Below are 21,289 nucleotides of genomic sequence, written 5' to 3'. Positions count from 1 at the left end.
CGGGGATCACCCCTCCCCGGCCCCGGGCCGCTCGGACGGAGGAGCCGGCACACATCCCGCCCGGGGCGTGACGAGGGCAACATCCCGGCATCGCCTTCCCCGCCGGACCGGGGAATCCGCAGGCCGCGGCCCCGGCGGGCACCGGCATTCCAAGGGAGTTCGCCCCTGTGACCAGCCGGAGTCCTCGCCGGTCCGGTCGCGGTGCTTCCCGGACACGGCCGCCGGGGGTGAAAACAGCCGCCGTTCCGCTTTCGCCCCCCTTAAGCTCACGGACATGCAGGTGATCCAGTCGACGAAGCTCGCAAATGTCTGTTACGAGATCCGGGGCCCGGTCCTTGAGGAGGCGATGCGGCTGGAGGCGGCAGGCCATCGCATCCTCAAGCTCAACACCGGCAACCCGGCGGCCTTCGGGTTCGAGTGCCCGCCCGAGATCCTGGAGGACATCCTTCGCAATCTGGGCGACGCCCATGGCTATGGGGATGCCAAGGGGCTGCTCGCGGCGCGGCGCGCGGTGATGCAGCACTACCAGACCAAGGACATCGAGCTGGACGTCGAGGACATCTATCTCGGCAACGGCGTATCCGAGCTGATCCAGATGTCGATGCAGGCGCTGCTGGACGACGGCGACGAGGTCCTGGTCCCGGCCCCCGACTACCCGCTGTGGACCGCCTCGGTCTCGCTCGCCGGGGGCACGGCCGTGCACTACCGGTGCGACGAGCAGTCCGACTGGATGCCGGACCTCGCCGATGTCGAGCGAAAGATCACCGACCGCACCAAGGCGCTGGTGATCATCAATCCGAACAACCCCACGGGCGCGGTCTACGACGACGAGATGCTGCGCGGGCTCACCGACATCGCCCGCCGCCACCGGCTGATCGTGTGCTCCGACGAGATCTACGACCGGATCCTCTACGACGGCGCCACGCACACCCCGACCGCCGCCATCGCGCCCGATCTGATGGTGCTGACCTTCAACGGGCTCTCCAAGAACTACCGGGTGGCGGGTTACCGCTCCGGCTGGCTCGCGGTCTGCGGCCCCACGGCGCACGCCTCCTCGTACATCGAGGGCCTGACCATCCTGGCCAATATGCGACTGTGCGCCAATATGCCGTCGCAGCACGCGGTGGCCACGGCGCTCGGCGGGCGGCAGTCGATCGAGGACCTGGTGCTGCCGGGCGGCCGGATACTGGAACAGCGGGATGTCGCCTACGACCTCCTCACGCAGATCCCCGGGGTCAGCTGCGTCAAGCCGAAGGGCGCGCTGTATCTCTTCCCCCGGCTCGACCCCAAGGTCTACAAGATCAAGGACGACCGGCAGATGGTCCTCGACCTGCTACGGGCCGAGAAGATCATGGTGGTGCACGGTACGGGGTTCAACTGGCCGGAGCCCGACCACTTCCGGATCGTGACCCTGCCGGCGGCGAAGGAGCTGGCGGACGCGGTCACCCGGATCGGGTCGTTCCTGGACGGCTACGGACAGCACTGACCGCGCCGGCCACCTCGGCCACCTCGACCGCAGCCCCCGGGGGCCGGGTCGGAACAGATCGTTCCGGCTCGGCCCCCGGTGCGTGGGCCGATGCGCGCAGCGACCGTATCCAGCCAGTTCTGACGTCACTCAACTTTAGACTCGTTCCAATGTAGGATGGTCTCCTGACCAAGGACAGGAGGCCATCCCATGTACGAGCCGATCCGCACCAGGTCGGTGCACACGATGGCCGACCCCGACGACCACCCGGACTACCCCCACCGCTCACGCGAGGAGGAGCTGGACATCCAGCTCGCCGGGCATCTGTCCGCCCTGCTGGCCGTGACCGACGAGCTGGCGCTGACCGGGCCCGCCGAGGAGATCGCGGCCCAGGTCACCCGGCTCCGCGGGGCGCCCCCGGCCCGCCTCCCCGGGCAGGACGGCGCCGCCTCCCCCGCCCTGCACCGCCGCGCCCACGCGCTGGCCGGGCGGGCGCTCGTGGTGGCCGCCTCCCGGGCCGACACCGCCGTCGCCGTGCTCGCCGCCGGGCGCATGGACGCCCACGCGGCGGCGCTGGCGGACCAGCGGCTGGTCGGCGCCCACTGAACGGCCCCGGTCCACGGCCGCGAAGGCACGCGGACCGGGCGCCACACGCCGCGCTCCCGGACGGGGTCGTCCCCCGTTCCCGCCCGGGAGCGCGCACCCCAGGGGAAGGCCCCGGAGCCTGAGGGGACTCCGGGGCCTTGTCATGCGCGGCGGGCCTGATGACCCCACAGGTCAGGGCGGATGTCCGGTGGGTCCGCCGCGCCGTCCTCGTGGTGCCGTGGCCGGTCAGCCGAGCCGGGCGACCAGCGCGCGGTACTCGTCCCACAGCTCCTTGGGGGTGTGGTCGCCGAAGGTGTTCAGGTGCTCGGGCACCAGGGCGGCCTCCTCGCGCCACACCTCGCGGTCGACCGTGAGCAGGAAGTCCAGGTCGGCGGCGGAGAGGTCGAGGTTCTCGGTGTCGAGGGAGCCGGCCGTCGGGAGCACGCCGATCGGCGTCTCCACGCCCTCGGCCGTGCCCTCCAGCCGCTCGACGATCCACTTCAGCACCCGGCTGTTCTCGCCGAAGCCCGGCCACACGAACCGGCCCGTGTCGTCCTTGCGGAACCAGTTGACGTAGTAGATCTTCGGCAGCTTCTCCCCGTCGCCGCGCTCGACGGCGTCCTGGCCGACCTTGATCCAGTGGGCCATGTAGTCGCCCATGTTGTAGCCGCAGAAGGGCAGCATCGCGAACGGGTCGCGGCGCAGCTCGCCCACCTTGCCCTCGGCGGCGGCGGTCTTCTCGGAGGCCACGTTGGCGCCGAGGAAGACACCGTGCTGCCAGGTGAAGGACTCGGTGACCAGGGGGACGGCGCTGGCCCTGCGGCCGCCGAAGAGGATGGCCGAGATCGGCACGCCCTTCGGGTCCTCCCACTCCGGCGCGATGGTCGGGCACTGCGCGGCCGGGACGGTGAAGCGGGCGTTGGGGTGGGCCGCCGGAGCCGCCGACTCCGGGGTCCAGTCGTTGCCCTTCCAGTCGATGAGGTGGGCGGGGGCCTCTTCGGTCATGCCCTCCCACCACACGTCGTTGTCGTCGGTGAGGGCGACGTTGGTGAAGACGGAGTTGCCCCACAGGGTCTTCATGGCGTTGGCGTTGGTGTGCTCGCCGGTGCCGGGCGCGACGCCGAAGAAGCCCGCCTCCGGGTTGATCGCGTACAGCTGCCCGTCCTCGCCGAAGCGCATCCAGGCGATGTCGTCGCCGACGGTTTCCACCGTCCAGCCGGGGATGGTGGGCTCCAGCATGGCGAGGTTGGTCTTGCCGCAGGCGGAGGGGAAGGCGGCCGCGATGTACTTCGGGGTCGCGGCGGCGCCGGCCGGCGGGGTGAGCTTGAGGATCAGCATGTGCTCGGCGAGCCAGCCCTCGTCGCGCGCCATGACGGAGGCGATCCGCAGCGCGTAGCACTTCTTGCCGAGGAGGGCGTTGCCGCCGTAGCCGGAGCCGTACGACCAGATCTCGCGGGACTCGGGGAAGTGCGAGATGTACTTGGTGGAGTTGCAGGGCCAGGGGACGTCCCGCTCGCCCTCGGCGAGGGGGGCGCCGAGGGTGTGCACGGCCTTCACGAAGAAGCCGTCCTCGCCCAGCTCGTCCAGGACCGCCTGGCCCATGCGGGTCATGGTGCGCATGGCGACCGCGACATAGGCGGAGTCGGTGATCTCGACGCCGATGGCGGAGAGCGGGGAGCCCAGCGGGCCCATGCAGAAGGGGACGACGTACATCGTCCGGCCGCGCATGGAGCCCCGGAAGATGCCCTCGTCACCGGCGAAGAGGTCCTTCATCTCCGCCGGGGCCTTCCAGTGGTTGGTCGGGCCGGCGTCCTCCTCCTTCTCGGAGCAGATGAAGGTGCGGTCCTCGACACGGGCGACATCCGTGGGGTCCGAGGCGGCGTAGTACGAGTTCGGGCGCTTCACGGGGTCCAGCTTGCGGAAGGTGCCCTTGGCGACGAGCTCCTCGCACAGCCGGAGGTACTCGGCCTCGGATCCGTCGCACCAGACGACCCGGTCCGGCTGGGTGATCGCCGCGATCTCGTCCACCCAGGTGATCAGCGCCTTGTGATCGGTGGGGAGGTCGGTGGGGACGGTGAGGGTGGGAGCCGCGTTGTCGCGCGCCACGATCGCTCCTAAAGGAAGGGGTGAGGGATTCCCTGTGATGTTTTGCCTTGCTGGTGCCCCGTGGGGGCCTCGACCCGGACACTTCGTAGCCGCTCATCCGGTGCCGACCGCACTCATCTGATCATCCGTGGCAGATGCGCATATGTCCAGGGGTGCTCTCACGTGAGCATCGCCACTCGTGTCGCGCTCATGCCGAGGCGACCGTTGCCCTGGTATACACCGTTTCGCGGAAGCTCCTCCCGCAAGATGCGTGGTCATGGCATGGGCGCGGGTGCGGGGAGCGGGCCCGCCGGGTGGAGCACCGGGGCCGCGCGGGCCCGGCACCGGTCGGCCGCCCGCCGCCGACATCACCCGAACGAGCGAACGTCCGCCCACCGGTCCGGCACCGGGCGGTGGACATCGGCGCGGCACTCCGCGGCACGACAGGACACCCACGGGGCGGGAGAGGTTCCGGCGCGCGCGATCGAAGGCGGCCACCGACCCGTACCTACGGAACCGTAGGTACCATCCACCCATGACCTCTGCCGCGTCCGAAGTGACCGAGATAGAACCACCACCGGTGAAGCCGAGGCTGCGCGGCTGGCTGCACGCCGGGATGTTCCCGGCGGTGCTGGTCGCCGGATTGGTCCTCACCACGTTCGCGAGTTCCCCCAAGGCCCGGATCGCCTGCGCGATCTACACGCTCACCGCGTGCCTGCTGTTCGGTGTGAGCGCGCTCTACCACCGGGGGAACTGGGGCCCGCGCGGCGAAGCGGTGCTCCGCCGGCTCGACCACGCCAATATCTTCCTGATCATCGCCGGCACCTACACGCCGCTGACGCTGCTGCTGCTCCCCGACTCCACGGCGACACCGCTCATGTGGGCGGTGTGGGCGGCGGCGCTCGCGGGCATCGCCTTCCGGGTGTTCTGGGTCGGCGCGCCGCGCTGGCTCTACACGCCCTGCTATATCGCGATGGGCTGGGTCGCCGTCTTCTTCCTCCCCGACTTCCTGCGCGCGGGCGGCATAGCGGTGCTCGTGTGCGTGGTGGTCGGCGGGCTCCTCTACAGCGCCGGCGGCGTGGTCTACGGCATCAAACGGCCCAATCCGTCACCGCGCTGGTTCGGTTTCCACGAGGTCTTCCACTCCTTCACGCTGGCCGCGTTCGTGGTGCACTACGTCGGCATTTCGCTGGTCGCCTACCAGAGTTGAGGGACCCCGGCCCGGGTGTGCGGCACACCGCCGGGCCGGGGAGTGCGGCACGGCGGGGGCGCTATCCCGCACTTCCAAGCCGTACATACAGGACAATTTCCCCATGTCCGCTCCCGCCCGTACACCGTCGGACGTCCCGCCGGGCGTCCAGCCCGCCGCCTCCTGGGCCCCGCCGGGTCTGCGCGAGCGGAAGAAGCTCAGGACCCGGCTCGCGATCCGGCGGGCGGCGTACCGGCTGATCACCGAGCAGGGGTACGAGGCCACGACGGTCGAGCAGATCGCGGACGCGGCCCAGGTCTCCCCGTCCACGGTGTTCCGCTACTTCCCCGCCAAGGAGGACATCGTCGTCTCCGGGGCGTACGGGTCCGCCCTCCTGACGGCGCTGCGGGCCCGTCCGCTCGACGAGGAACCACTGGACTCGGTCCGGCACGCGCTCGCCGACGGGCTGACGGCGGCGATCGGGCAGGGCCGGGAGGAGGCCGTCCAGCGCACCCGGCTGATGGTGGAGGTCCCGGCCCTGCGGGCCCGGATGACCGAGGCCCTGGCGGCGACCACGGCGGAGGCCCTGGCCTGCACCCTGGCCGAACGCGCCGGACGGCCGCCGGACGACCTGGGGGTACGGGTCTTCACGGCGGCGGTGCTGGGGGCGCTGCGCGAGGTGATGGTGCACTGGGCGGCGGGGGGCCACCGGGAGGACCCGGTGGCGCTGATGGACCGGACGCTGCGCCGGCTGCGGGGCGGCCTGCGCATCTGACCCGTCCGGCACCCGCCCGGCTGCCTGTCGGCCTGCCGCTCGGCCGGTCCGTTCAGCCGGTCCGCTCAGCCGCCGGAGGTCAGCTCGGTCTGTCCGCTCAATCGCCGGGGGTCAGCTCGGCCGCCAGCGCGCCGGGCTCCGTCACCGGCCGCCGGCAGACGAACCCCCGGCAGACATAGGCCGCGGCGGCGCCGTCGACCAGCGGCCGGTCCCTCAGCAGCGGGAACTCGTCGCTGTCCGGCGTCCCGACCGCCACCACCGCTCCCGGTGCGGGCGCGAGCAGGGCCGTACGGTGCAGCTCCGCTGCGGCCGGGTCGTCCTCCGCGCCGACGACGGCGACCTCACGGGGCCCGTCGAGCAGGGCCTCGGCGACGGCGAGCCCCCAGCCGATGAACCGGGGCACCCTCGGCCCCAGCGCTCTGACCACCCCGAGCGCCTGCTCGGCCGCCGTCCGGTGGGCTTCGGAGCCGGTGTGGGCGGCGTACGACAAAAGCGCGCCGGCCGCCGCCGTCCAGCCGGAGGGGGTGGCGTTGTCGGTGGGGTCCTGGGGCCGCCGGATGAGCTGTTCGGCGTCGTGCGCGGTGTCGTAGAGGGTGCCGTTCTCCCCGGTGAAGCGGTCGAGGACGATGTCGAGCAGCAGCCCGGCGAACTCCAGCCACACGCCCTCGCCGGTGACGCCGGCAAGCGCGAGAAAGCCCTCGGCGACATCGCCGTAGTCCTCCAGGACCCCGGCGTTCGTGCCCGCGCGGCCGTCCTTGGAGGTACGGGTGAGCCGGGCCGAGCTGTCCAGGTGCAGCCGCACCAGCAGATCGGCCGCCTCGGTGGCGCGCTCGACCAGGTCGGGCCGGTCGAAGAAGGCGCCGGCCTCGGCGAGCGCGGCGATGGCGAGCCCGTTCCACGCGGCGACGACCTTGTCGTCCCGCTCGGGCCGCTCCCGCAGCTCCCGGGCCGCGAACAGCCGCTCCCTGATCCCGTCGCCGGGCCCGTCGCCGGGGAGCCGCAGCACGGACGTCCCGTGCTCGAAGGTTCCGCTCGCGGTCACGCCGTACGCCTCGGCGGCGCGCGCGCCGTCCTCGTCCCCGAGGACGTCGCGCAGCTGCTCCGGCGTCCAGACGTAGAAGGCGCCCTCGGTCGGCTTACCGTCCGCGGCGGTGCTGTCGGGGCTGTCGGCGTCGAGCGCGGAGGCGAAGCCGCCCTCGGCGGTGCGCAGTTCCCGGACCATGAAGTCGGCGGTCTCCAGCGCGACGCGCCGGGCGAGAGGGGAGCCGGTGGCCCGCCACAGCCGCGCGTACACCCGGCAGAGCAGGGCGTTGTCGTAGAGCATCTTCTCGAAATGCGGAACGATCCATTCCGAGTCAACGGAGTAGCGGGCGAAACCGCCGCCGAGCTGGTCGTAGATCCCGCCCCGGGCCATGGCCTCGGCGGTCCCGGCGGCCATCTGGAGCGCCCCGTCGGAGCCGGTGCGCGCGTGGTGCCGCAGCAGGAACTCCACCACCATGGACGGCGGGAACTTGGGGGCGCCGCCGAACCCGCCGTACCGCTCGTCGTACTCCCTGCTCAGCCCGAGCAGCGCCTGCGCCTGCTCCCCGGCCCCGGGCAGCCCCTCCCCACCGTGCGCGAACGCCCGCCCGGCAAGATCCCGCCGAATCCGCCCGGCGACCTCGTCCACCTCGCCCCGCCGCTCGGTCCAGGCCGCGACGACCCCTTCGAGCACCTGCCGGAACGAGGGCAGCGCATGCCTCGGCTCGGGCGGGAAGTACGTCCCGAAGTAGAACGGCTCCCCGTCCGCCGTCATGAACACGGTCATCGGCCAGCCCCCGTGCCCGGTGGCCGCCTGCACCGCCTCCATATAGACGGCATCCACGTCGGGCCGCTCCTCGCGGTCCACCTTGACGGAGACGAAGTGCTCGTTGAGGTAGGCGGCGGTGGCGTCGTCCTCGAAGGACTCATGGGCCATGACATGGCACCAGTGACACGCCGCGTACCCCACGCTCAGCAGCACGGGAACCCCCCGCCGCCGGGCTTCCTCGAACGCGGCCGGCTCCCACGGCCACCAGTCGACGGGGTTGTCCGCGTGCTGGAGCAGATAGGGGGAGGTGGCCTGGGCGAGTCGGTTGGGCATGGACCCATCCTCGCGCACGGGGGCGGGGGGACGCTCCTGCGGCACGGCCCGGCCGTTCCCAGGCGCCCCGGGGAGGCAGTGCGCCTTCGGCATCGGGCACCCCGGCACCACGGGACAGTAGGCTGACCCGGCAGCGCTGGAACTGTACGAGGCTCCTCGGAGGAGGTACGTCATGACCGCCGCAGTGGTGGCACCCGCGTAGATGCATACGCAGATCAGCGCGGAGCAGTACGACTCCTGGTCCGAGGAACAGTGCGACGGCATCGAGATCGTGGACGGGATGGCCGTGGTGAGCCCGAGCACCTCCAAGCGGCACAACCGGCTGGCCCGGATCCTGGCCAATGCCCTGGACGCCGCCGCGGGCCCGGACTGGAACGCCGACACGGACTTCGACGTCCGCCTCCAGGACGTTCCGCTCACCAACCGCCGCCCGGACGTCGCCGTCTACCGGGCGGAGACCATCGACCTCACGCCGACCCGCCCCGAGCATGTACTCCTGATCGTCGAGGTCGTGTCACCCGGCTCGGAGACCACCGACCGAATCGTGAAGGTGGACCAGTACGCCAAGGCCGGCATCCCCTTCTACTGGCGGGTCGAACAGGCCGCCACCGGGGTCCCGATCATCTACACCTACGTTCTCGACCCCGCCACCAAGGTCTACCGGGACGGCGAGATGTTCACCGGTGTGATCAAGGCTGCCGCGCCCTTCTCCGTAACCGTGGACCTGGGAACCGTCTGACAGCGCTGGAAGATCACTTCCTCGCGCACGGGATGTCGGGGGCCCGTGGCACGACCGGCGGGAGCGGGCTCCTGCGGAGAATCCCGCACGCTGTAACAGACCTTGCCGCACGCTGGAGGCATGAAGCCGACGCGACCTGGGACGACCAGGAGCATCTCCGTGTCCATGCCTTCCGATCTGATCGGTGAGCTGCCCTCACGAGTCGGACGCCAGGGAGTGTCCAGCTACATCACCGAAGCCGTCCGGCTCCGCCTCACCATGGACGGGCTCAACGAGATCGTCGCCTCGCACGAGGCCGAACACGGTGCGCTCACCGAGCAGGAGATCGCGGCCGCGCACCGCGAGCTGTTCGGGGCGGAGGACTCCCGCGCCACCCGTCAGGACGCTGATTGAAGGAGCCGTCCTCGCTCGTGTCCGACAGCCGGGCCCATGGGTGTACTCGGATCGATGCACACATTCGGCTTTCCCTGCGACGCCCGACCCGTCACTATGCAAGGTCCGTTCACGGGCCGGCGGGAGGCCGTGGAGCAGATCGCCCAGTGGGTACGGGCCGCCCGCGCCGCGACCGGGACCCGGCCCACTGTGGTCGTCCTGCACGGCCCGGCGGGCTCCGGCCGCACCGCGCTCGCGCTGCGCGCCACCCACCACCTGAAGGACCTCTTCCGGGGCGCCTGTCTGGTCGATCTGCGCGGCGCGAGCGACCGGCCCCTCCCCACCCGCGACGCCCTGCTCCATCTGCTCAACCGGCTCGGCGCCCCCCGCGAGCAGCTGCTGTTCCGGGAGGGCTCCTCCGCCGAGCAGCAGGTGCGGCGGCTGGCCGAGCTGTACCACCGGCATCTGACCGGGCTGCCGGTGACCGTGATCCTCGATGACGCCGCCGACACCGACGAGGCCGAGCAGATCCGTACGCTCCTTCCCGAGCGTTCCGACAGCCTGGTCCTGGTCACCGCCACCGGGCCGCTGACGCTCCCGGACTCCCTCCCCGCCCGGGTGCACCACCTGCCCGTCGAGGCCCTGGACGGCGCCGGTACGGAGGAGCTGCTGCGCGAGGTGGCCGGGCGGCAGGGCGCCGCGCCCGAAGCGCCCTACGACGGCCGGTCCGAGGACCGGGTGCGTGAGCTGTGCGGCGGGCTGCCGCTGGCGCTGCGGATCGCCGGTTCGGCGCTCGGGACCCGTACCGTCCGGCAACTCGCCGACGGTCTCGCGGCACAGCCGGACGCCGCCCCCGTCGAGCGGGCCCTCTGGCTCCGCTACGGCGAACAGGGCGAGGCGGGGCGCCGGCTGCTGCGGCGGCTCGCCCTCGCCGGACGGGCCTCCCTGGGCGCGGCCGCCGCCGCTGCCCTGCTCGCCACCGAGGAGCGGGAGGCCCGCAGACTGCTGGCCGAACTGGCGGACGCCGGGCTGATCGACCGCGTACGCGCCAGCCGCTACCGCCTCCACGACGCCGTCCGCGCCTTCGCCCGCGCCCGGCTCCTGGACGAGGAGGACGCCGCCGAGCGCACCGCCGCGCAGGAGCGTCTGATCCGGAACTACGCGGATCTCGCCGGCGCGGTGGTGCGGATGGTGGACGGCAAGATGTCGACCCGGGCCGGCCAGTTCGGTGCCCACGGCTTCTCGTCGCTCGACTCGGCGCTGCGCTGGCTGGACGACGAGGCCAGCTTCATCACTTCCGCGCTGCGGTACGCGGAGGGCGTCGACCAGCGGACCCTCCAGCGGCTGCTGGGCGCCCTCGCCGATCACTGTCTGCTCCGGGGGGACCTGTACCGCCTCGGGGAGATCGGCGAGCTGTCGCAGTCCGTGGGCCGGGGGTCACTGGAGCATTCGGTGCAGTGGCGTACGGGGATCGCGGCCCGGCAGCTGGGCGAGCTGGACAAGGCCCGGACCACGCTGTCGTCGGTGGTCGGCCTCTACCGCGACGAGCACGACGACGCGGGCACCGCGCTGGCGCTCTGTTCCCTCGGGATCACCCTGCACCACCAGGGCCATCTGTCCGAGGCGGCGGAGAAGCTGACCGAGGCGGTCGCGCTCCAGTCCTCGGCCGGGCAGGCGGAGGACCGGGCCTGGTCGCTGCACGCGCTGGCGGCGGTCCGCCGGGACCGGGCCGAGCTGGCCGAGGCCCGGTCGCTGCTGGCGACGGCGCTGGCCCTGCACCGCGAGGGCGAGTCGCTGCACGGCGAGGCGTGGACCCATTTCCAGCTCGGGCAGGTGTACCTGCGGATGGGCACGGTCCCCGAGGCGGAGTCGGAGCTGTCCCGCGCACTGGAGCTGTACCGGCGTACGGGCGACGGGCGCGGCGAGGCGTGGGCGCTGACGCAGCTGGCGCGGGCCCGGCTGGTGGACGGCGATCCGCTGCTCGCCGTGGACGGGCTGTGGGAGGCACTGGCCCGCCACCGGGAGAACGAGGACGCGCGCGGCGAGGCGTGGACGCTGTACTACCTGGGGCAGGCGCTGGAGGAGCGCGGCGACCTGGACCAGGCGGTGCGGGAGCTGGAGCGGGCGCGGACGATGTTCTCGCTGATGCGGGACGGGTACGGGCTGGCGTGCGCCCGTCACCACTCGGGCCGGGTCTCCCGCGACCTACAGGCGGCCCGGACCGGCGGTCTGCGCAACTCCGGTTTCGCCCGTCAGCTGCTGGTCGAGTGCCGGAACGACTTCCGCCGGATCGGGGTCGCCCACGGGGAGGGGTGGACCTGCCTGGAACTCGCCCTGATCGACGCGGGCAACAGCCGGGCGGAGCGGGCGCTGGCGCTCTGCGACGAGGCCGTGGCGCTGTTCGCCTCGTACGGGGACGAGCGCGGCGGCGACTGGGCCCGTTTCCTGCGCTGCACCCTGCTGCCGTACGCCTCGCCGGGCGGCACCGAGGTCGGCACGGCCGTGGCGCAGGAGGAGCTGGCGGCGCTGGAGCGGGCGGAGCACCCGGCCCGTGACGGCAGGCTGGCGGAGTGCGCGCGGGCGCTGGCGGTGGTGCTGGAGCGGGGGGTGCGGCTGGAGGACGGCTGGCAGGCGTGGCAGCTGGGGCTGGTGCCGAACCGGCACGCGCGGGAGGTCATGGGCGTACCGCTGGACGGCCCGGGGTCGGGCGCGGGATCTGGGGCCGGAGCCTGAGCCTGAGCCTGAGCCTGAGCGAGCCTGAAGGGTACGGGCCTGAGGGCTGCGGCTCCGGGGGGGGCACGGGCCGGGGGCCACGGCAGGCCACGCGGCGGCGCCGAACGCACGACGACGGCCGGCCGGGCGGATGGATCTCCGCCCGGCCGGCCCGGTCCGCCGCTTGCGTCAGACCTTCTTGACGGCCTTCGCCGCCGGCCCCGCCACCTTCGGCGCACCCGCCGGGGGGGCCTCCTCGAAGTTGATCCGCCCCATGTGCCGGTTGAGGGACTTCATCAGGAACCAGACGCCCACGGCCAGCGCCGCGAAGACCAGGAAGCCGAGAACACCGGGGGTGACCTTGTTCTTGTCCAGCTCCTGGGCCAGCGTGGCCGCGTGCATCATTGCGAGGTTTGCGCTTCCGCTCATATCAGGCATTCTCGCGGATGCCCGCGAAGAGGTCGTCCTCGGGGAGGGAGGTATCGACCAGAGACTTCGCCAGCTCGTACTCCTCGGTCGGCCAGACCTCCTGCTGAAGCTCCAGCGGAACCCGGAACCAGCCGCCGTCCGGGTCGATCTGGGTGGCGTGCGCGATCAGCGCCTTGTCCCGGATCCCGAAGAACTCCGCGCAGGGAACGTACGTGGTCAGCGTGCGCTCGACCCGCTCGAACTCCTTCCAGCGGTCCAGCCACTCCCCGTACGGGGACTCCAGGCCGCGCGCGAGCAGCGCCTCGTGCAGGGCGACGGTGCGCGGCCGGTTGAAGCCCTGGTTGTAGTAGAGCTTGCTCGGCTGCCACACCGGGCCGAACTCGTCCTCGGGGAAGCGTTCGGCGTCCGCCGCGCCCTCCCAGGCCACCATCGTGATCTTGTGGGTCATGATGTGGTCGGGGTGCGGATAGCCGCCGTTCTCGTCGTAGGTGGTGATCACCTGCGGCCGGAAGGAGCGGATGGAGCGCACCAGCGGGCCGGCGGCGCTCTCCACGTCCTCCAGGGCGAAGCAGCCCTCGGGCAGCGGGGGCAGCGGGTCGCCCTCGGGGAGCCCGGAGTCGACGAAGCCCAGCCACTCCTGGCCGACGCCCAGGATCTCGCGGGCCTCGTCCATCTCCTTGCGACGGACCTCGTGGATGTTCTCCTCGATGTACTTGTCGCCCTGGAGCTTGGGGTTGAGGATGGAGCCGCGCTCGCCGCCCGTGCAGGTCACGACCAGCACGTCCACCCCCTCGGACACATACCTGGCCATCGTGGCCGCCCCCTTGCTCGACTCGTCGTCAGGGTGGGCGTGAACGGCCATCAGTCGCAGCTGCTCAGTCAAGACTCGTTCCTCGTGACTCGTGATTCGTCGCGGGCCACCGGAAACGGCCCCGCGGGGCGGGGTGGCGGTCGGCCGGCGGCAGGCAGGCTTCTATAGTGACCGAATCCGGGGGTGGAAAATTCCGGGTGCCCTCCGCGATGGGCCATCACGGAGAATCACCGGGGATGATCTGTCCGGGGGTGTCGGGAAGTGCCGGGAAAGATCCAGTGCCGTCCCGGCCGATGCCGAGAGGAACGACGATGAGCGCGGTGCGCGAGCGCGAGCAGGTGCCCGAGGGCCGTTACGGCCGCTCGGCCGATCAGCGTGCGGACCGCCGGCTGAAGATCCTGGGCTCGGTGCTGGGCGTGGGCTTCCTCGCGATGGTCGGCTGGTTCGGCTACGACTACATCGCGGAGCAGGACATCAGCGCCGAGGTGATCAAGTTCGACGTGACGTCGGCCTCCGAGGTGCAGGTGCATCTGGAGATCCGCAAGGGCGCGGACACCACCGGCAGCTGTACGGTCCGCTCCCGGGCCAAGGACGGCGCCGAGGTCGGCCGGGTGGACGTCGCGGTGGACGGGACGGGCCGGAGCCGGATCGACGAGATCGTCAGGGTCCGCACGACGGCCCAGGCGACCAGCGCGGAGCTGGTGGGCTGCTCCGCCCGCTAGTCCGTTTATCCCCCTTGCGTCCTGGAGCACGGCGCTGACCTGCACTGACGCATTTCTCATGGTTTTTGTCCTCCCCCTTCTGCCGCGAAATTGTTAGGCTCGTGGTTTCGCCCATCCGTGATGGCTGCATGCTTCTGGGGAGGGCGATGCTTTGTATTCCCAGTACCTACGAGGAGCACCTGTGACCCAGACCAGCGAGAACGTCACCTGGCTCACCCAGGAGGCGTACAGCCAGCTCAAGGCCGAGCTGGAGTACCTGTCTGGTCCCGCGCGCACCGAGATCGCCAAGAAGATCGAGGCCGCGCGCGAGGAGGGGGACCTGCGGGAGAACGGCGGGTACCACGCGGCCAAGGAGGAGCAGGGCAAGCAGGAGCTTCGCGTGCGCCAGCTGACCCAGCTCCTGGAGAGCGCGAAGGTCGGCGAGGCGCCGGCCGACGACGGCGTCGTGGAGCCCGGCATGGTGGTGACGATCGCGTTCGACGGCGACGAGGACGACACGCTGACGTTCCTGATGGCGTCGCGCGAGTACGCCAGCTCGGACATCGAGACGTACTCCCCCCAGTCCCCGCTGGGCACGGGCGTCAACGGCAAGAAGGTCGGCGACACGGCGGAGTACGAGCTGCCGAACGGCAACCGGGCGTCGGTGACGATCCTCGCGGCCAAGCCGTACACGGCCTGAGCGGGACGACGACTTCGAGGGCCCCGGGGACGACCTCCCCGGGGCTTTCGCGTGTCCGAACGCTTTTCGCGCGCCGGGGGTCACGCCCCGAAGCCGTACTCCAGGATGTAGGCGGCCGAGTCGAGCGTCATCTCGTTGACTTCGACGGCCCGCCCGGCGGCGGTGTACGCGGTACGGGCTATGAGCACGACGGGCGTCCCGCTGCCGAGCCCGAGCCGCCCGGCCTCCTCCCGCGAGGGCATCCGCGCCCGTACCTCCTCGCGGAAGTGGACGGGGGCGTGGCCGAGGTCCGCGAGCCGGGCGTAGATCCCGCCAGGGCCCGGGTCCCCCCAGGTGACGGGTGACTCGGCGACCAGTTCGGCGGGCAGGTGGGACGTGGCCAGCATGACGGGCTTGCCATCGAGGACGTACCGCCGCGACCGGAGACAGAGGGCGGCCCCGGGCTCGATCCCCAGCACTCCGGCGATGCGCTCACCGGCGGTCTCCTCCCCGACGACGAGCTGGTCGACGACCAGTTCCCGGCCCTCGGCCTCGCTCTCCCACACGGACCGGCCACCGCGCCAGCCGTCGGCGGCGAGCCGGGTGATGCCGTGTCGCCGCACCGGCTGCCACCGATCGGTCATCGTCGGCGCTCCTTTCCTCACGGCATGTCGTACTCGGCCGCCAGTTCACGCCCCGGGCCGAGGAAATCCGTCGCGTACTCCGTCACGTCACCGTGCTGGTCCCAGTAGAGATTGCTCCACAGCAGCACGGGCTCCCCGGCCGCCACACCGAGCAGCGTCGCCACGTCGTCGGGTGCACGGCACACCGAGATCGCGTCCCGGCGGCGGACGACCCGGCGTCCGGTGCGCTCCTCCACCAGGCCGAAGGTCATGGCGGGCAAGGGTTCGGGAGAGAGCAGTTCCGGTGCCTCGTCCGCGAGGAAGCCGGGGAGCCAGGAGGTCGACAGGGCGACCGGCCCCCGCTCGTCCGCATAGCGCCGCCGGCGCCGGACGACCGGCGTGCCCTCGGCCACGCCGAGTGCGGCGGCCACATCGGCCGGTGCCGGTTCGAGTCCGGCTCCGGTCACCTCGACCCGTTCCCCGGGCAGTGTCCCCGTGCCGCCCGCTCTGAGCATCCGCAACCGTTCGGGCCCCGTGGTCTGTCTCCTGCCCGGTTCGACAGCGTCCTCCTCGTGCGGTGGCATCCTCGCCTCCTGTGGTCGTCCGACGACTCACAGGGGCGCTACCCGGGGAGCCCGTCGGCGAACCCGCCCCCGCTCCGGCCCGGCGCATCCTCCCGTACGGCTGGAAAACGAGGCGCCCCCCGCGTCCCCGTGAACGCGGCGGGCGCCTCGGCACAGCGGTGGTCAGCCCGCCGCCCTGCGGTACTTGCGGACCGCGAGGGAGCGGAAGACCACCAGGATCAGGACCGACCACAGGACCGACGCGAGGACCGGGTTCTGCATCGGCCACGCGGCCGGGGCCTCGTAGCCCGGGGGGAGGTTGCCGAAGAGTTCGCGGCAGGCCTGGACCGTCGCGCTGAAGGGGTTCCACTCCGCGATGTGCCGCAGGAAGGTCGGCATCTGGTTGGAGTCCACGAACGCGTTCGAGATGAACGTGAGCGGGAAGAGCCAGATCAGCCCGCCCGAGGTGGCCGCCTCCGGGGTGCGGACCGAGAGGCCGATCAGCGCGCCGATCCAGGAGAAGGCGTAGCCGAGCAGGAGCAGCAGCAGAAAGCCGAGGAGGACCTCGCCGAAGCTGGTGTGGGTGCGCCAGCCGACCAGGAGGGCGACGCCGGCGAGGACGATCAGGGTCAGGGTCGTCTGGACCAGGTCGGCGAAGGTGCGGCCGGTGAGGACCGCGCCCCGGGACATGGGGAGCGAGCGGAAGCGGTCGATCAGCCCTTTGTGCATGTCGTCGGCGATGCCCGCGCTCGCGCCCGCCGTGGCGAACGTGACCGTCTGGGCGAAGATGCCCGCCATCAGGAACTCCCGGTACGCCTGTGCCGAGGTGGTGCCGCCGACCTGGATGGAGCCGCCGAAGACATAGGTGAAGAGGACCACGAACATCACGGGCTGGATCAGGCCGAAAATGACCATTTCCGGGATGCGGGTCATACGGATCAGATTGCGCCGGGCGACGACGAGCGAGTCGCCCATCGACTGCACGAACCTGCCGTGCCGCCGGGGCACCGGGAGCGGGGCGGTCTCGGTCGTCGCGGTCATACGGATGCCTCCTTGCGGTCGGTGCCGTCGTCGTCCCGTGCGTCCCGTGCGTCCTTCGCGCCGCTGCTGCCGCCGCCGCTGCCGCCGTCGCCGCCGTCGCCGCCGTCATTCTTGTTCTTCGCCGCGGCCGCCTGCTCCGCCGCGTGGCCGGTGAGCGCGATGAAGACGTCGTCCAGCGTGGGCCTGCGCAGCCCGATGTCGTCGATCTCCACACCCTGGCCGTCCAGCTCGCGGATGACCTCGGCGAGCAGCCGGGCCCCGCCCGCGACCGGGACGGTCAGCCGGCGGGTGTGCTCCTCGATCGCGACCTCGCCCTTGCCGAATCCGAGCAGTACCTCGCGGGCGGCGGCGATCCGGGCGGGGTCGTGCACGACGACCTCGACGCGTTCGCCGCCCGTACGCGCCTTGAGCTGGTCGGCGGTGCCGCGCGCGATGACCCGGCCGTGGTCCACGACGCAGATGGTGTCGGCGAGACGGTCCGCCTCCTCCAGGTACTGGGTGGTGAGCAGGAGCGTCGTACCGCCCCTGACCAGCTCCTGGATGACGTCCCACAGAAGCTGGCGGTTGCGCGGGTCGAGGCCGGTGGTGGGCTCGTCCATGAACATCACCGGCGGTGAGACCACCAGCGCGGCGGCCAGGTCGAGCCTGCGGCGCATGCCGCCGGAGTAGGTCTTCGCGGGCCGGTCGGCGGCTTCCGTGAGGCCGAAGCGCTCCAGCAGGTCGGCCGCCCGCCGCTTCGCGTCCCGCGCGCTCAGCTGGTAGAGCTGCCCGACCATCCGGAGGTTCTCCCGGCCGGTCAGATACTCGTCGACGGCGGCGAACTGACCGGAGAGCCCGATCGAGCGGCGGACCTCGTTGGGGTGCCTGAGTACGTCGATGCCCGCGACCAGGGCCTTTCCCCGGTCGGGCTGGAGCAGTGTGGTCAGTACGCGCACGGTGGTGGTCTTCCCGGCCCCGTTGGGGCCGAGCAGTCCCATGACCGTGCCTTCGGGGACGTCGAGATCGACGCCGTCCAGTGCCTTGACCTCGCCGAAGGTCTTCACCAGGCCTTCGGCGTGAATGGCGCCCGGCATAGGGATCTCCCAGGGTGTGGCAGACAGGTCGGTTCGGTGGTGGTGGCGCACGGGTCGCGCGGGACCGCCCGAAGATGCCCATCTTGCTGCCTTTAGTCCCGTTTCTCATTATTTGGCGGCGGCAGGGCGGGGCGTCCGGGACGCGGCACCGCACGGCGACGACGGGGGACAGCACCCTAACGCGATAGATCGCGTATCACCACGGTTCGCGCGCCACCACCGTCACCCGTGCCGGTGCCGTATCCGCGCCCAGTACGGGCGTACGCGCCATCACGACGCGATATATCGTCCCCGGGCGACCAGCCGGACATGCGGGCGACGGTCAGTGGATCACCGTCACCGTGTACCCCGCGTCCCGCAGCCCGGACGCCACCGCCCCGCAGTGCTCCGGCCCCTTCGTCTCCAGCTGAAGCTCCACCTCCACCTCGGTGAGCCCGAGCCGCGGATCGGTCCGCACATGGCTGACGTCCAGGACGTTCGCGTCGAGCACCGACAGCGACCCCAGCAGCGCCGCCAGCGCCCCCGGGCGGTCCGTCAGCCGCAGCCGCAGCGACAGATAGCGCCCGGCGGCCGCCATCCCGTGCCGCAGCACCCGCTGGAGCAGCAGCGGATCCACATTGCCGCCCGACAGCACCGCCACCACCGGCCCCGCGAAGGCCCGGGGATCGCTCAGCAGCGCCGCCACCGGAGCCGCCCCGGCCGGCTCCACGACCAGCTTCGCCCGCTCCAGACAGAGCAGCAGCGCGCTGGACAGCTCGTCCTCCGACACCGTGCGGACCTCGTCCACCAGCTCCTCGATGATCCGGAACGGGACGTCCCCGGGCCGGCCGACCCTGATGCCGTCCGCCATCGTCACGGGCGACACCAGCGACACCGGGTGCCCCGCCGCCAGCGAGAGCGGATACGCGGCCGCGCCCGCCGCCTGCACCCCCACCACACGGACGTCGGGCCGTATCGCCTTCACCGCCACCGCGATCCCGGCCGCGAGACCCCCGCCGCCCACGCCGACGACGATGGTCCGCACCTCCGGGCACTGCTCCAGGATCTCCAGGCCGACCGTCCCCTGGCCCGCGATGATGTCCGGGTGGTCGAAGGGATGGATGAAGACCGCGCCCGTCCGGTCCGCGTACTCCCGCGCCGCGTCCAGTGTCTCCTCGATGATCTGGCCCTGGAGCCGTACGTCAGCGCCGTACTCCCGGGTCGCCGCCACCTTCGGCAGCGGGGCGCCCACCGGCATGAAGACCGTGGACCGCACCCCGAGCAGCGACGACGCCAGCGCCACACCCTGCGCGTGGTTGCCGGCGGAGGCCGCGACCACCCCGGCCGCCCGCTCCTCGGGGCGGAGGCAGGAGATCCGCACATAGGCGCCGCGCAGCTTGAACGACCCGGTCCGTTGAAGGTTCTCGCACTTCAGCCGGACCGGCGCACCGACCAGACCGGTCAGGTGCCGGCTGCCCTCCAGCGCGGTGACGCGGGCGACCCCCGAGAGCATCTTCTGTGCCCCGCGGACATCGTCGAGGATCACCGGGCGAAAGGTGTCTGGCGTGCTGAAGCTCATGACCTCAAGTCTCGCAGCTCACACGGGTGGCGGCCGCCCGGCGTTCGACGCCCCGATCCCCTTCCTATGGGTTTCCCCAACCTCGTCCGGACCGCGCCACGGCCGCGTACTGTGTCCCCCACAAATCTGACCACCGCACGAGAGAGCCCTTGGCCATGCCCACTTCCCAGGACATGACGACACATCTCGACCCTGGCCTCCTCGATGCTCTCCAGCACCAGGTCGCCCTGTTCGCCCGGCGCGCGGAACAGACCCGTCTCGGCGGGGTTGGCCAGGTCCGCAACTCGATGGACCGCGCCGCCTATCTCCTGCTCAACCGGCTCGACCGCGAAGGCCCGATGGGGGTGAAAGCACTGGCGGCAGGCATGGGCATCGACTCGTCCACGGTGACCCGGCAGGTCGCGCCCCTGGTCGACACCGGCCTGGTCAAACGGACCTCGCACCCGGAGGACGGCCGCGCGGTCGTTCTTCAACTCTCCCCGCGCGGACAGGCACGTCTCGAAGAGGTCCGCACATCGCGGCGCGCGCTCATGGAGCAGGTGACGGACGGCTGGACCGAGAACGAGCGGGAGTCCTTCTGCCTGCTGCTCACCCGGTTCAACACCGCGCTCTCGGCCCGGCAGACGGGGCTGCCACTGGAACAGACCGGGGCCTCGTAGCCGTACCGCGCCGTAGCGGAGCCCGACGGCCGTACGGCGTCCCACCCGACTCCCCACTCCCTCCCTGCCCCTTCTGACGGACGACTCCTGACGGACGACGCCTGACGGACGACTTCTGACGGACGACCCTGGTACGCCGACCACCCGGGCCGACCGTCCAACAGCAGGGCCGCCGTCCCGGGCGCCTCACGGCGTCCGGGACCACTTTCCGCTGCCCGCCTCTTGACCCCGGCCGCCGAACTGCCCGTAGATGAGGGCGTGAACGCGCGACGGGCGGTGGCGGCATCCCGCCGTGCCCGTGAGTTCGAAGAGTTCGTCACGGGCGCGGCGGGGCGACTTCTGCACGTCGCGAACCTGCTCACGGCCGAGCCGCCGGGGGCGGACCCCCGTGCCCGCCGGCTCGTGACCGAGGCACTGGCCCATACGTACGCCCGCTGGGACCGGCTGCGCGGCGAGGACCCGTACAGCCTGGCCCGCGAGGAGTTGATCACCCGCTTCGCCCGGGGCCAGCGGCTGTGGACACACCGCTTCCGCGGCCGCGGGAGGGCCGGCGGGTGTCCGGACCCGGACGGAGTCCTGCGTATCCTCACCGCGCGCGAGCGTCTGATCGTCGTACTGCGCTTGTACGAATCGGTGGGCGACGAACAGACGGCCGCGCTGGCCGGACTGCCGGTGGAACAGGTCCGGTTGATCTCCCGCCGGGCCGTGGCCAGGCTCTGCGCGGACGCGGGCACCGGGCCGGGGCCCATGGCAGGGCCGGTGGCCGGACCGGCGGCAGGGCCGGGTCCGGTCGCGGAGGCGGGGAGGTGAGCGGTCCGCCCAGCCGCAAGGAGGAACAGGTGCGGCGGATGCTCGCGGGAGGGCCCGCGCCGGTGCCCGCCGGGCTGGCGGAGCGCGCGGAGGAACGGGGGGAACGGATCCGGCGCCACCGCCGGGGGCTCCGCCGGGTGCTCGGGGCGCTGCTGCTGACGGCGGCGGTCGCGTTCACGCTGTGGGCGAACGCGGCCCGGCCCTGGGAGTCCGCCCCGGCCGGGGTCACACCCCGCGTGGACAGCGTGGACAGCGTGGACGGATGGTGAGCAGTGGTGACGGGTGGTGACGGGTGGTG

General features: G+C 71.9%; 20 protein-coding genes and 1 pseudogene. 12 read left to right on the top strand and 9 right to left on the bottom strand.

Features of this window, described 5'->3' with window-relative positions:
* Nucleotides 1-274: 274 nt before the first annotated feature.
* Both SYYSPA8_RS08675 and SYYSPA8_RS08670 read left to right on the top strand, forming a co-directional pair.
* Nucleotides 275-1,486, top strand: a complete 1,212-nt coding sequence (locus SYYSPA8_RS08675; protein ID WP_323446436.1) for a pyridoxal phosphate-dependent aminotransferase — start codon at nt 275-277, stop codon at nt 1,484-1,486.
* Between the two features lie 189 nt (nt 1,487-1,675).
* Nucleotides 1,676-2,071, top strand: a complete 396-nt coding sequence (locus SYYSPA8_RS08670) for an SCO4983 family protein (RefSeq protein ID WP_323446435.1) — start codon at nt 1,676-1,678, stop codon at nt 2,069-2,071.
* Between the two features lie 225 nt (nt 2,072-2,296).
* Here the strand turns inward: SYYSPA8_RS08670 and SYYSPA8_RS08665 are convergent, their stop codons facing one another.
* Nucleotides 2,297-4,156, bottom strand: a complete 1,860-nt coding sequence (locus SYYSPA8_RS08665) for a phosphoenolpyruvate carboxykinase (GTP) (RefSeq protein WP_323446434.1) — start codon at nt 4,154-4,156, stop codon at nt 2,297-2,299.
* Nucleotides 4,157-4,670: 514 nt separating this feature from the next.
* On the opposite strand from SYYSPA8_RS08665, the gene trhA reads away from it, so the two are divergent.
* The gene (gene trhA, locus SYYSPA8_RS08660; RefSeq protein ID WP_323446433.1) at nt 4,671-5,345 is read left to right on the top strand and encodes a PAQR family membrane homeostasis protein TrhA; all 675 of its coding nucleotides are present in this window, start codon (nt 4,671-4,673) and stop codon (nt 5,343-5,345) included.
* 103 nt (nt 5,346-5,448) lie between these two features.
* Entirely contained in the window at nt 5,449-6,099 is a 651-nt protein-coding gene (locus SYYSPA8_RS08655; protein ID WP_323446432.1) for a TetR/AcrR family transcriptional regulator, read from the top strand.
* A gap of 97 nt (nt 6,100-6,196) precedes the next feature.
* Here SYYSPA8_RS08655 and SYYSPA8_RS08650 read toward each other — a convergent pair whose 3' ends face one another.
* Nucleotides 6,197-8,221, bottom strand: a complete 2,025-nt coding sequence (locus SYYSPA8_RS08650; RefSeq protein WP_323446431.1) for a thioredoxin domain-containing protein — start codon at nt 8,219-8,221, stop codon at nt 6,197-6,199.
* Between the two features lie 202 nt (nt 8,222-8,423).
* Here SYYSPA8_RS08650 and SYYSPA8_RS08645 point away from each other — a divergent pair, with 202 nt between their 5' ends.
* From SYYSPA8_RS08645 to SYYSPA8_RS08635, 3 genes and pseudogenes are all read left to right on the top strand, one after another.
* Nucleotides 8,424-8,960: a Uma2 family endonuclease gene (locus SYYSPA8_RS08645; protein ID WP_323446430.1), complete on the top strand. Its 537-nt coding sequence runs from the start codon at nt 8,424-8,426 to the stop codon at nt 8,958-8,960.
* Nucleotides 8,961-9,125: 165 nt separating this feature from the next.
* Entirely contained in the window at nt 9,126-9,353 is a 228-nt protein-coding gene (locus tag SYYSPA8_RS08640) for a hypothetical protein (RefSeq protein ID WP_407705968.1), read from the top strand.
* Between the two features lie 99 nt (nt 9,354-9,452).
* Nucleotides 9,453-12,065, top strand: a pseudogene (locus tag SYYSPA8_RS08635) (tetratricopeptide repeat protein); the annotation flags it as partial.
* A gap of 168 nt (nt 12,066-12,233) precedes the next feature.
* Here SYYSPA8_RS08635 and SYYSPA8_RS08630 read toward each other — a convergent pair.
* Nucleotides 12,234-12,482: a hypothetical protein gene (locus SYYSPA8_RS08630; RefSeq protein WP_323446428.1), complete on the bottom strand. Its 249-nt coding sequence runs from the start codon at nt 12,480-12,482 to the stop codon at nt 12,234-12,236.
* The gene (gene mca, locus SYYSPA8_RS08625) at nt 12,475-13,356 is read right to left on the bottom strand and encodes a mycothiol conjugate amidase Mca (protein ID WP_323446427.1); all 882 of its coding nucleotides are present in this window, start codon (nt 13,354-13,356) and stop codon (nt 12,475-12,477) included. The genes SYYSPA8_RS08630 and mca overlap by 8 nt, the downstream gene beginning before the upstream one ends.
* 239 nt (nt 13,357-13,595) lie before the next feature.
* Here mca and SYYSPA8_RS08620 point away from each other — a divergent pair, with 239 nt between their 5' ends.
* Together SYYSPA8_RS08620 and greA are read left to right on the top strand one after the other, a co-directional pair.
* A complete protein-coding gene (locus SYYSPA8_RS08620; RefSeq protein ID WP_323446426.1) occupies nt 13,596-14,006 on the top strand; it encodes a DUF4307 domain-containing protein in 411 nt (136 codons plus the stop codon).
* A 181-nt stretch (nt 14,007-14,187) separates the two neighbouring features.
* Nucleotides 14,188-14,685 carry a transcription elongation factor GreA gene (gene greA / locus SYYSPA8_RS08615; protein WP_323446425.1) on the top strand — a complete coding sequence of 166 codons (498 nt, stop codon included), beginning with the start codon at nt 14,188-14,190 and terminating at the stop codon, nt 14,683-14,685.
* An 80-nt stretch (nt 14,686-14,765) separates the two neighbouring features.
* Here greA and SYYSPA8_RS08610 read toward each other — a convergent pair whose 3' ends face one another.
* From SYYSPA8_RS08610 to ilvA, 5 genes are all read right to left on the bottom strand, one after another.
* Nucleotides 14,766-15,308 carry a UTRA domain-containing protein gene (locus SYYSPA8_RS08610; protein WP_323446424.1) on the bottom strand — a complete coding sequence of 181 codons (543 nt, stop codon included), beginning with the start codon at nt 15,306-15,308 and terminating at the stop codon, nt 14,766-14,768.
* A gap of 17 nt (nt 15,309-15,325) precedes the next feature.
* Nucleotides 15,326-15,871 carry a UTRA domain-containing protein gene (locus tag SYYSPA8_RS08605; RefSeq protein ID WP_323446423.1) on the bottom strand — a complete coding sequence of 182 codons (546 nt, stop codon included), beginning with the start codon at nt 15,869-15,871 and terminating at the stop codon, nt 15,326-15,328.
* Between the two features lie 162 nt (nt 15,872-16,033).
* A complete protein-coding gene (locus SYYSPA8_RS08600; protein ID WP_323446422.1) occupies nt 16,034-16,891 on the bottom strand; it encodes an ABC transporter permease in 858 nt (285 codons plus the stop codon).
* A complete protein-coding gene (locus SYYSPA8_RS08595; protein WP_323446421.1) occupies nt 16,888-17,964 on the bottom strand; it encodes an ATP-binding cassette domain-containing protein in 1,077 nt (358 codons plus the stop codon). Before SYYSPA8_RS08595 ends, SYYSPA8_RS08600 begins: the two co-directional genes overlap by 4 nt.
* Nucleotides 17,965-18,286: 322 nt before the next feature.
* Nucleotides 18,287-19,522: a threonine ammonia-lyase gene (gene ilvA, locus SYYSPA8_RS08590; protein WP_323446420.1), complete on the bottom strand. Its 1,236-nt coding sequence runs from the start codon at nt 19,520-19,522 to the stop codon at nt 18,287-18,289.
* 155 nt (nt 19,523-19,677) lie between these two features.
* Here ilvA and SYYSPA8_RS08585 point away from each other — a divergent pair, with 155 nt between their 5' ends.
* The 3 genes from SYYSPA8_RS08585 to SYYSPA8_RS08575 all read left to right on the top strand — a co-directional run bounded on the left by SYYSPA8_RS08585 (nt 19,678) and on the right by SYYSPA8_RS08575 (nt 21,260).
* Complete coding sequence (locus SYYSPA8_RS08585; RefSeq protein WP_323446419.1) at nt 19,678-20,181, top strand: MarR family winged helix-turn-helix transcriptional regulator; 504 nt, start codon at nt 19,678-19,680, stop codon at nt 20,179-20,181.
* A 258-nt stretch (nt 20,182-20,439) separates the two neighbouring features.
* Nucleotides 20,440-20,991, top strand: a complete 552-nt coding sequence (locus SYYSPA8_RS08580; RefSeq protein ID WP_323446418.1) for a sigma factor-like helix-turn-helix DNA-binding protein — start codon at nt 20,440-20,442, stop codon at nt 20,989-20,991.
* A complete protein-coding gene (locus SYYSPA8_RS08575) occupies nt 20,988-21,260 on the top strand; it encodes a hypothetical protein (RefSeq protein ID WP_323446417.1) in 273 nt (90 codons plus the stop codon). The genes SYYSPA8_RS08580 and SYYSPA8_RS08575 overlap by 4 nt, the downstream gene beginning before the upstream one ends.
* The last annotated feature ends 29 nt before the right edge of the window (nt 21,261-21,289 follow it).

This window comes from Streptomyces yaizuensis (assembly GCF_034961445.1).
Classification (GTDB): Bacteria; Actinomycetota; Actinomycetes; order Streptomycetales; family Streptomycetaceae; genus Streptomyces; species Streptomyces yaizuensis.
Note: the sequence above shows the minus strand (reverse complement) of the source record. Positions and strands in the feature narration are given on the sequence as shown.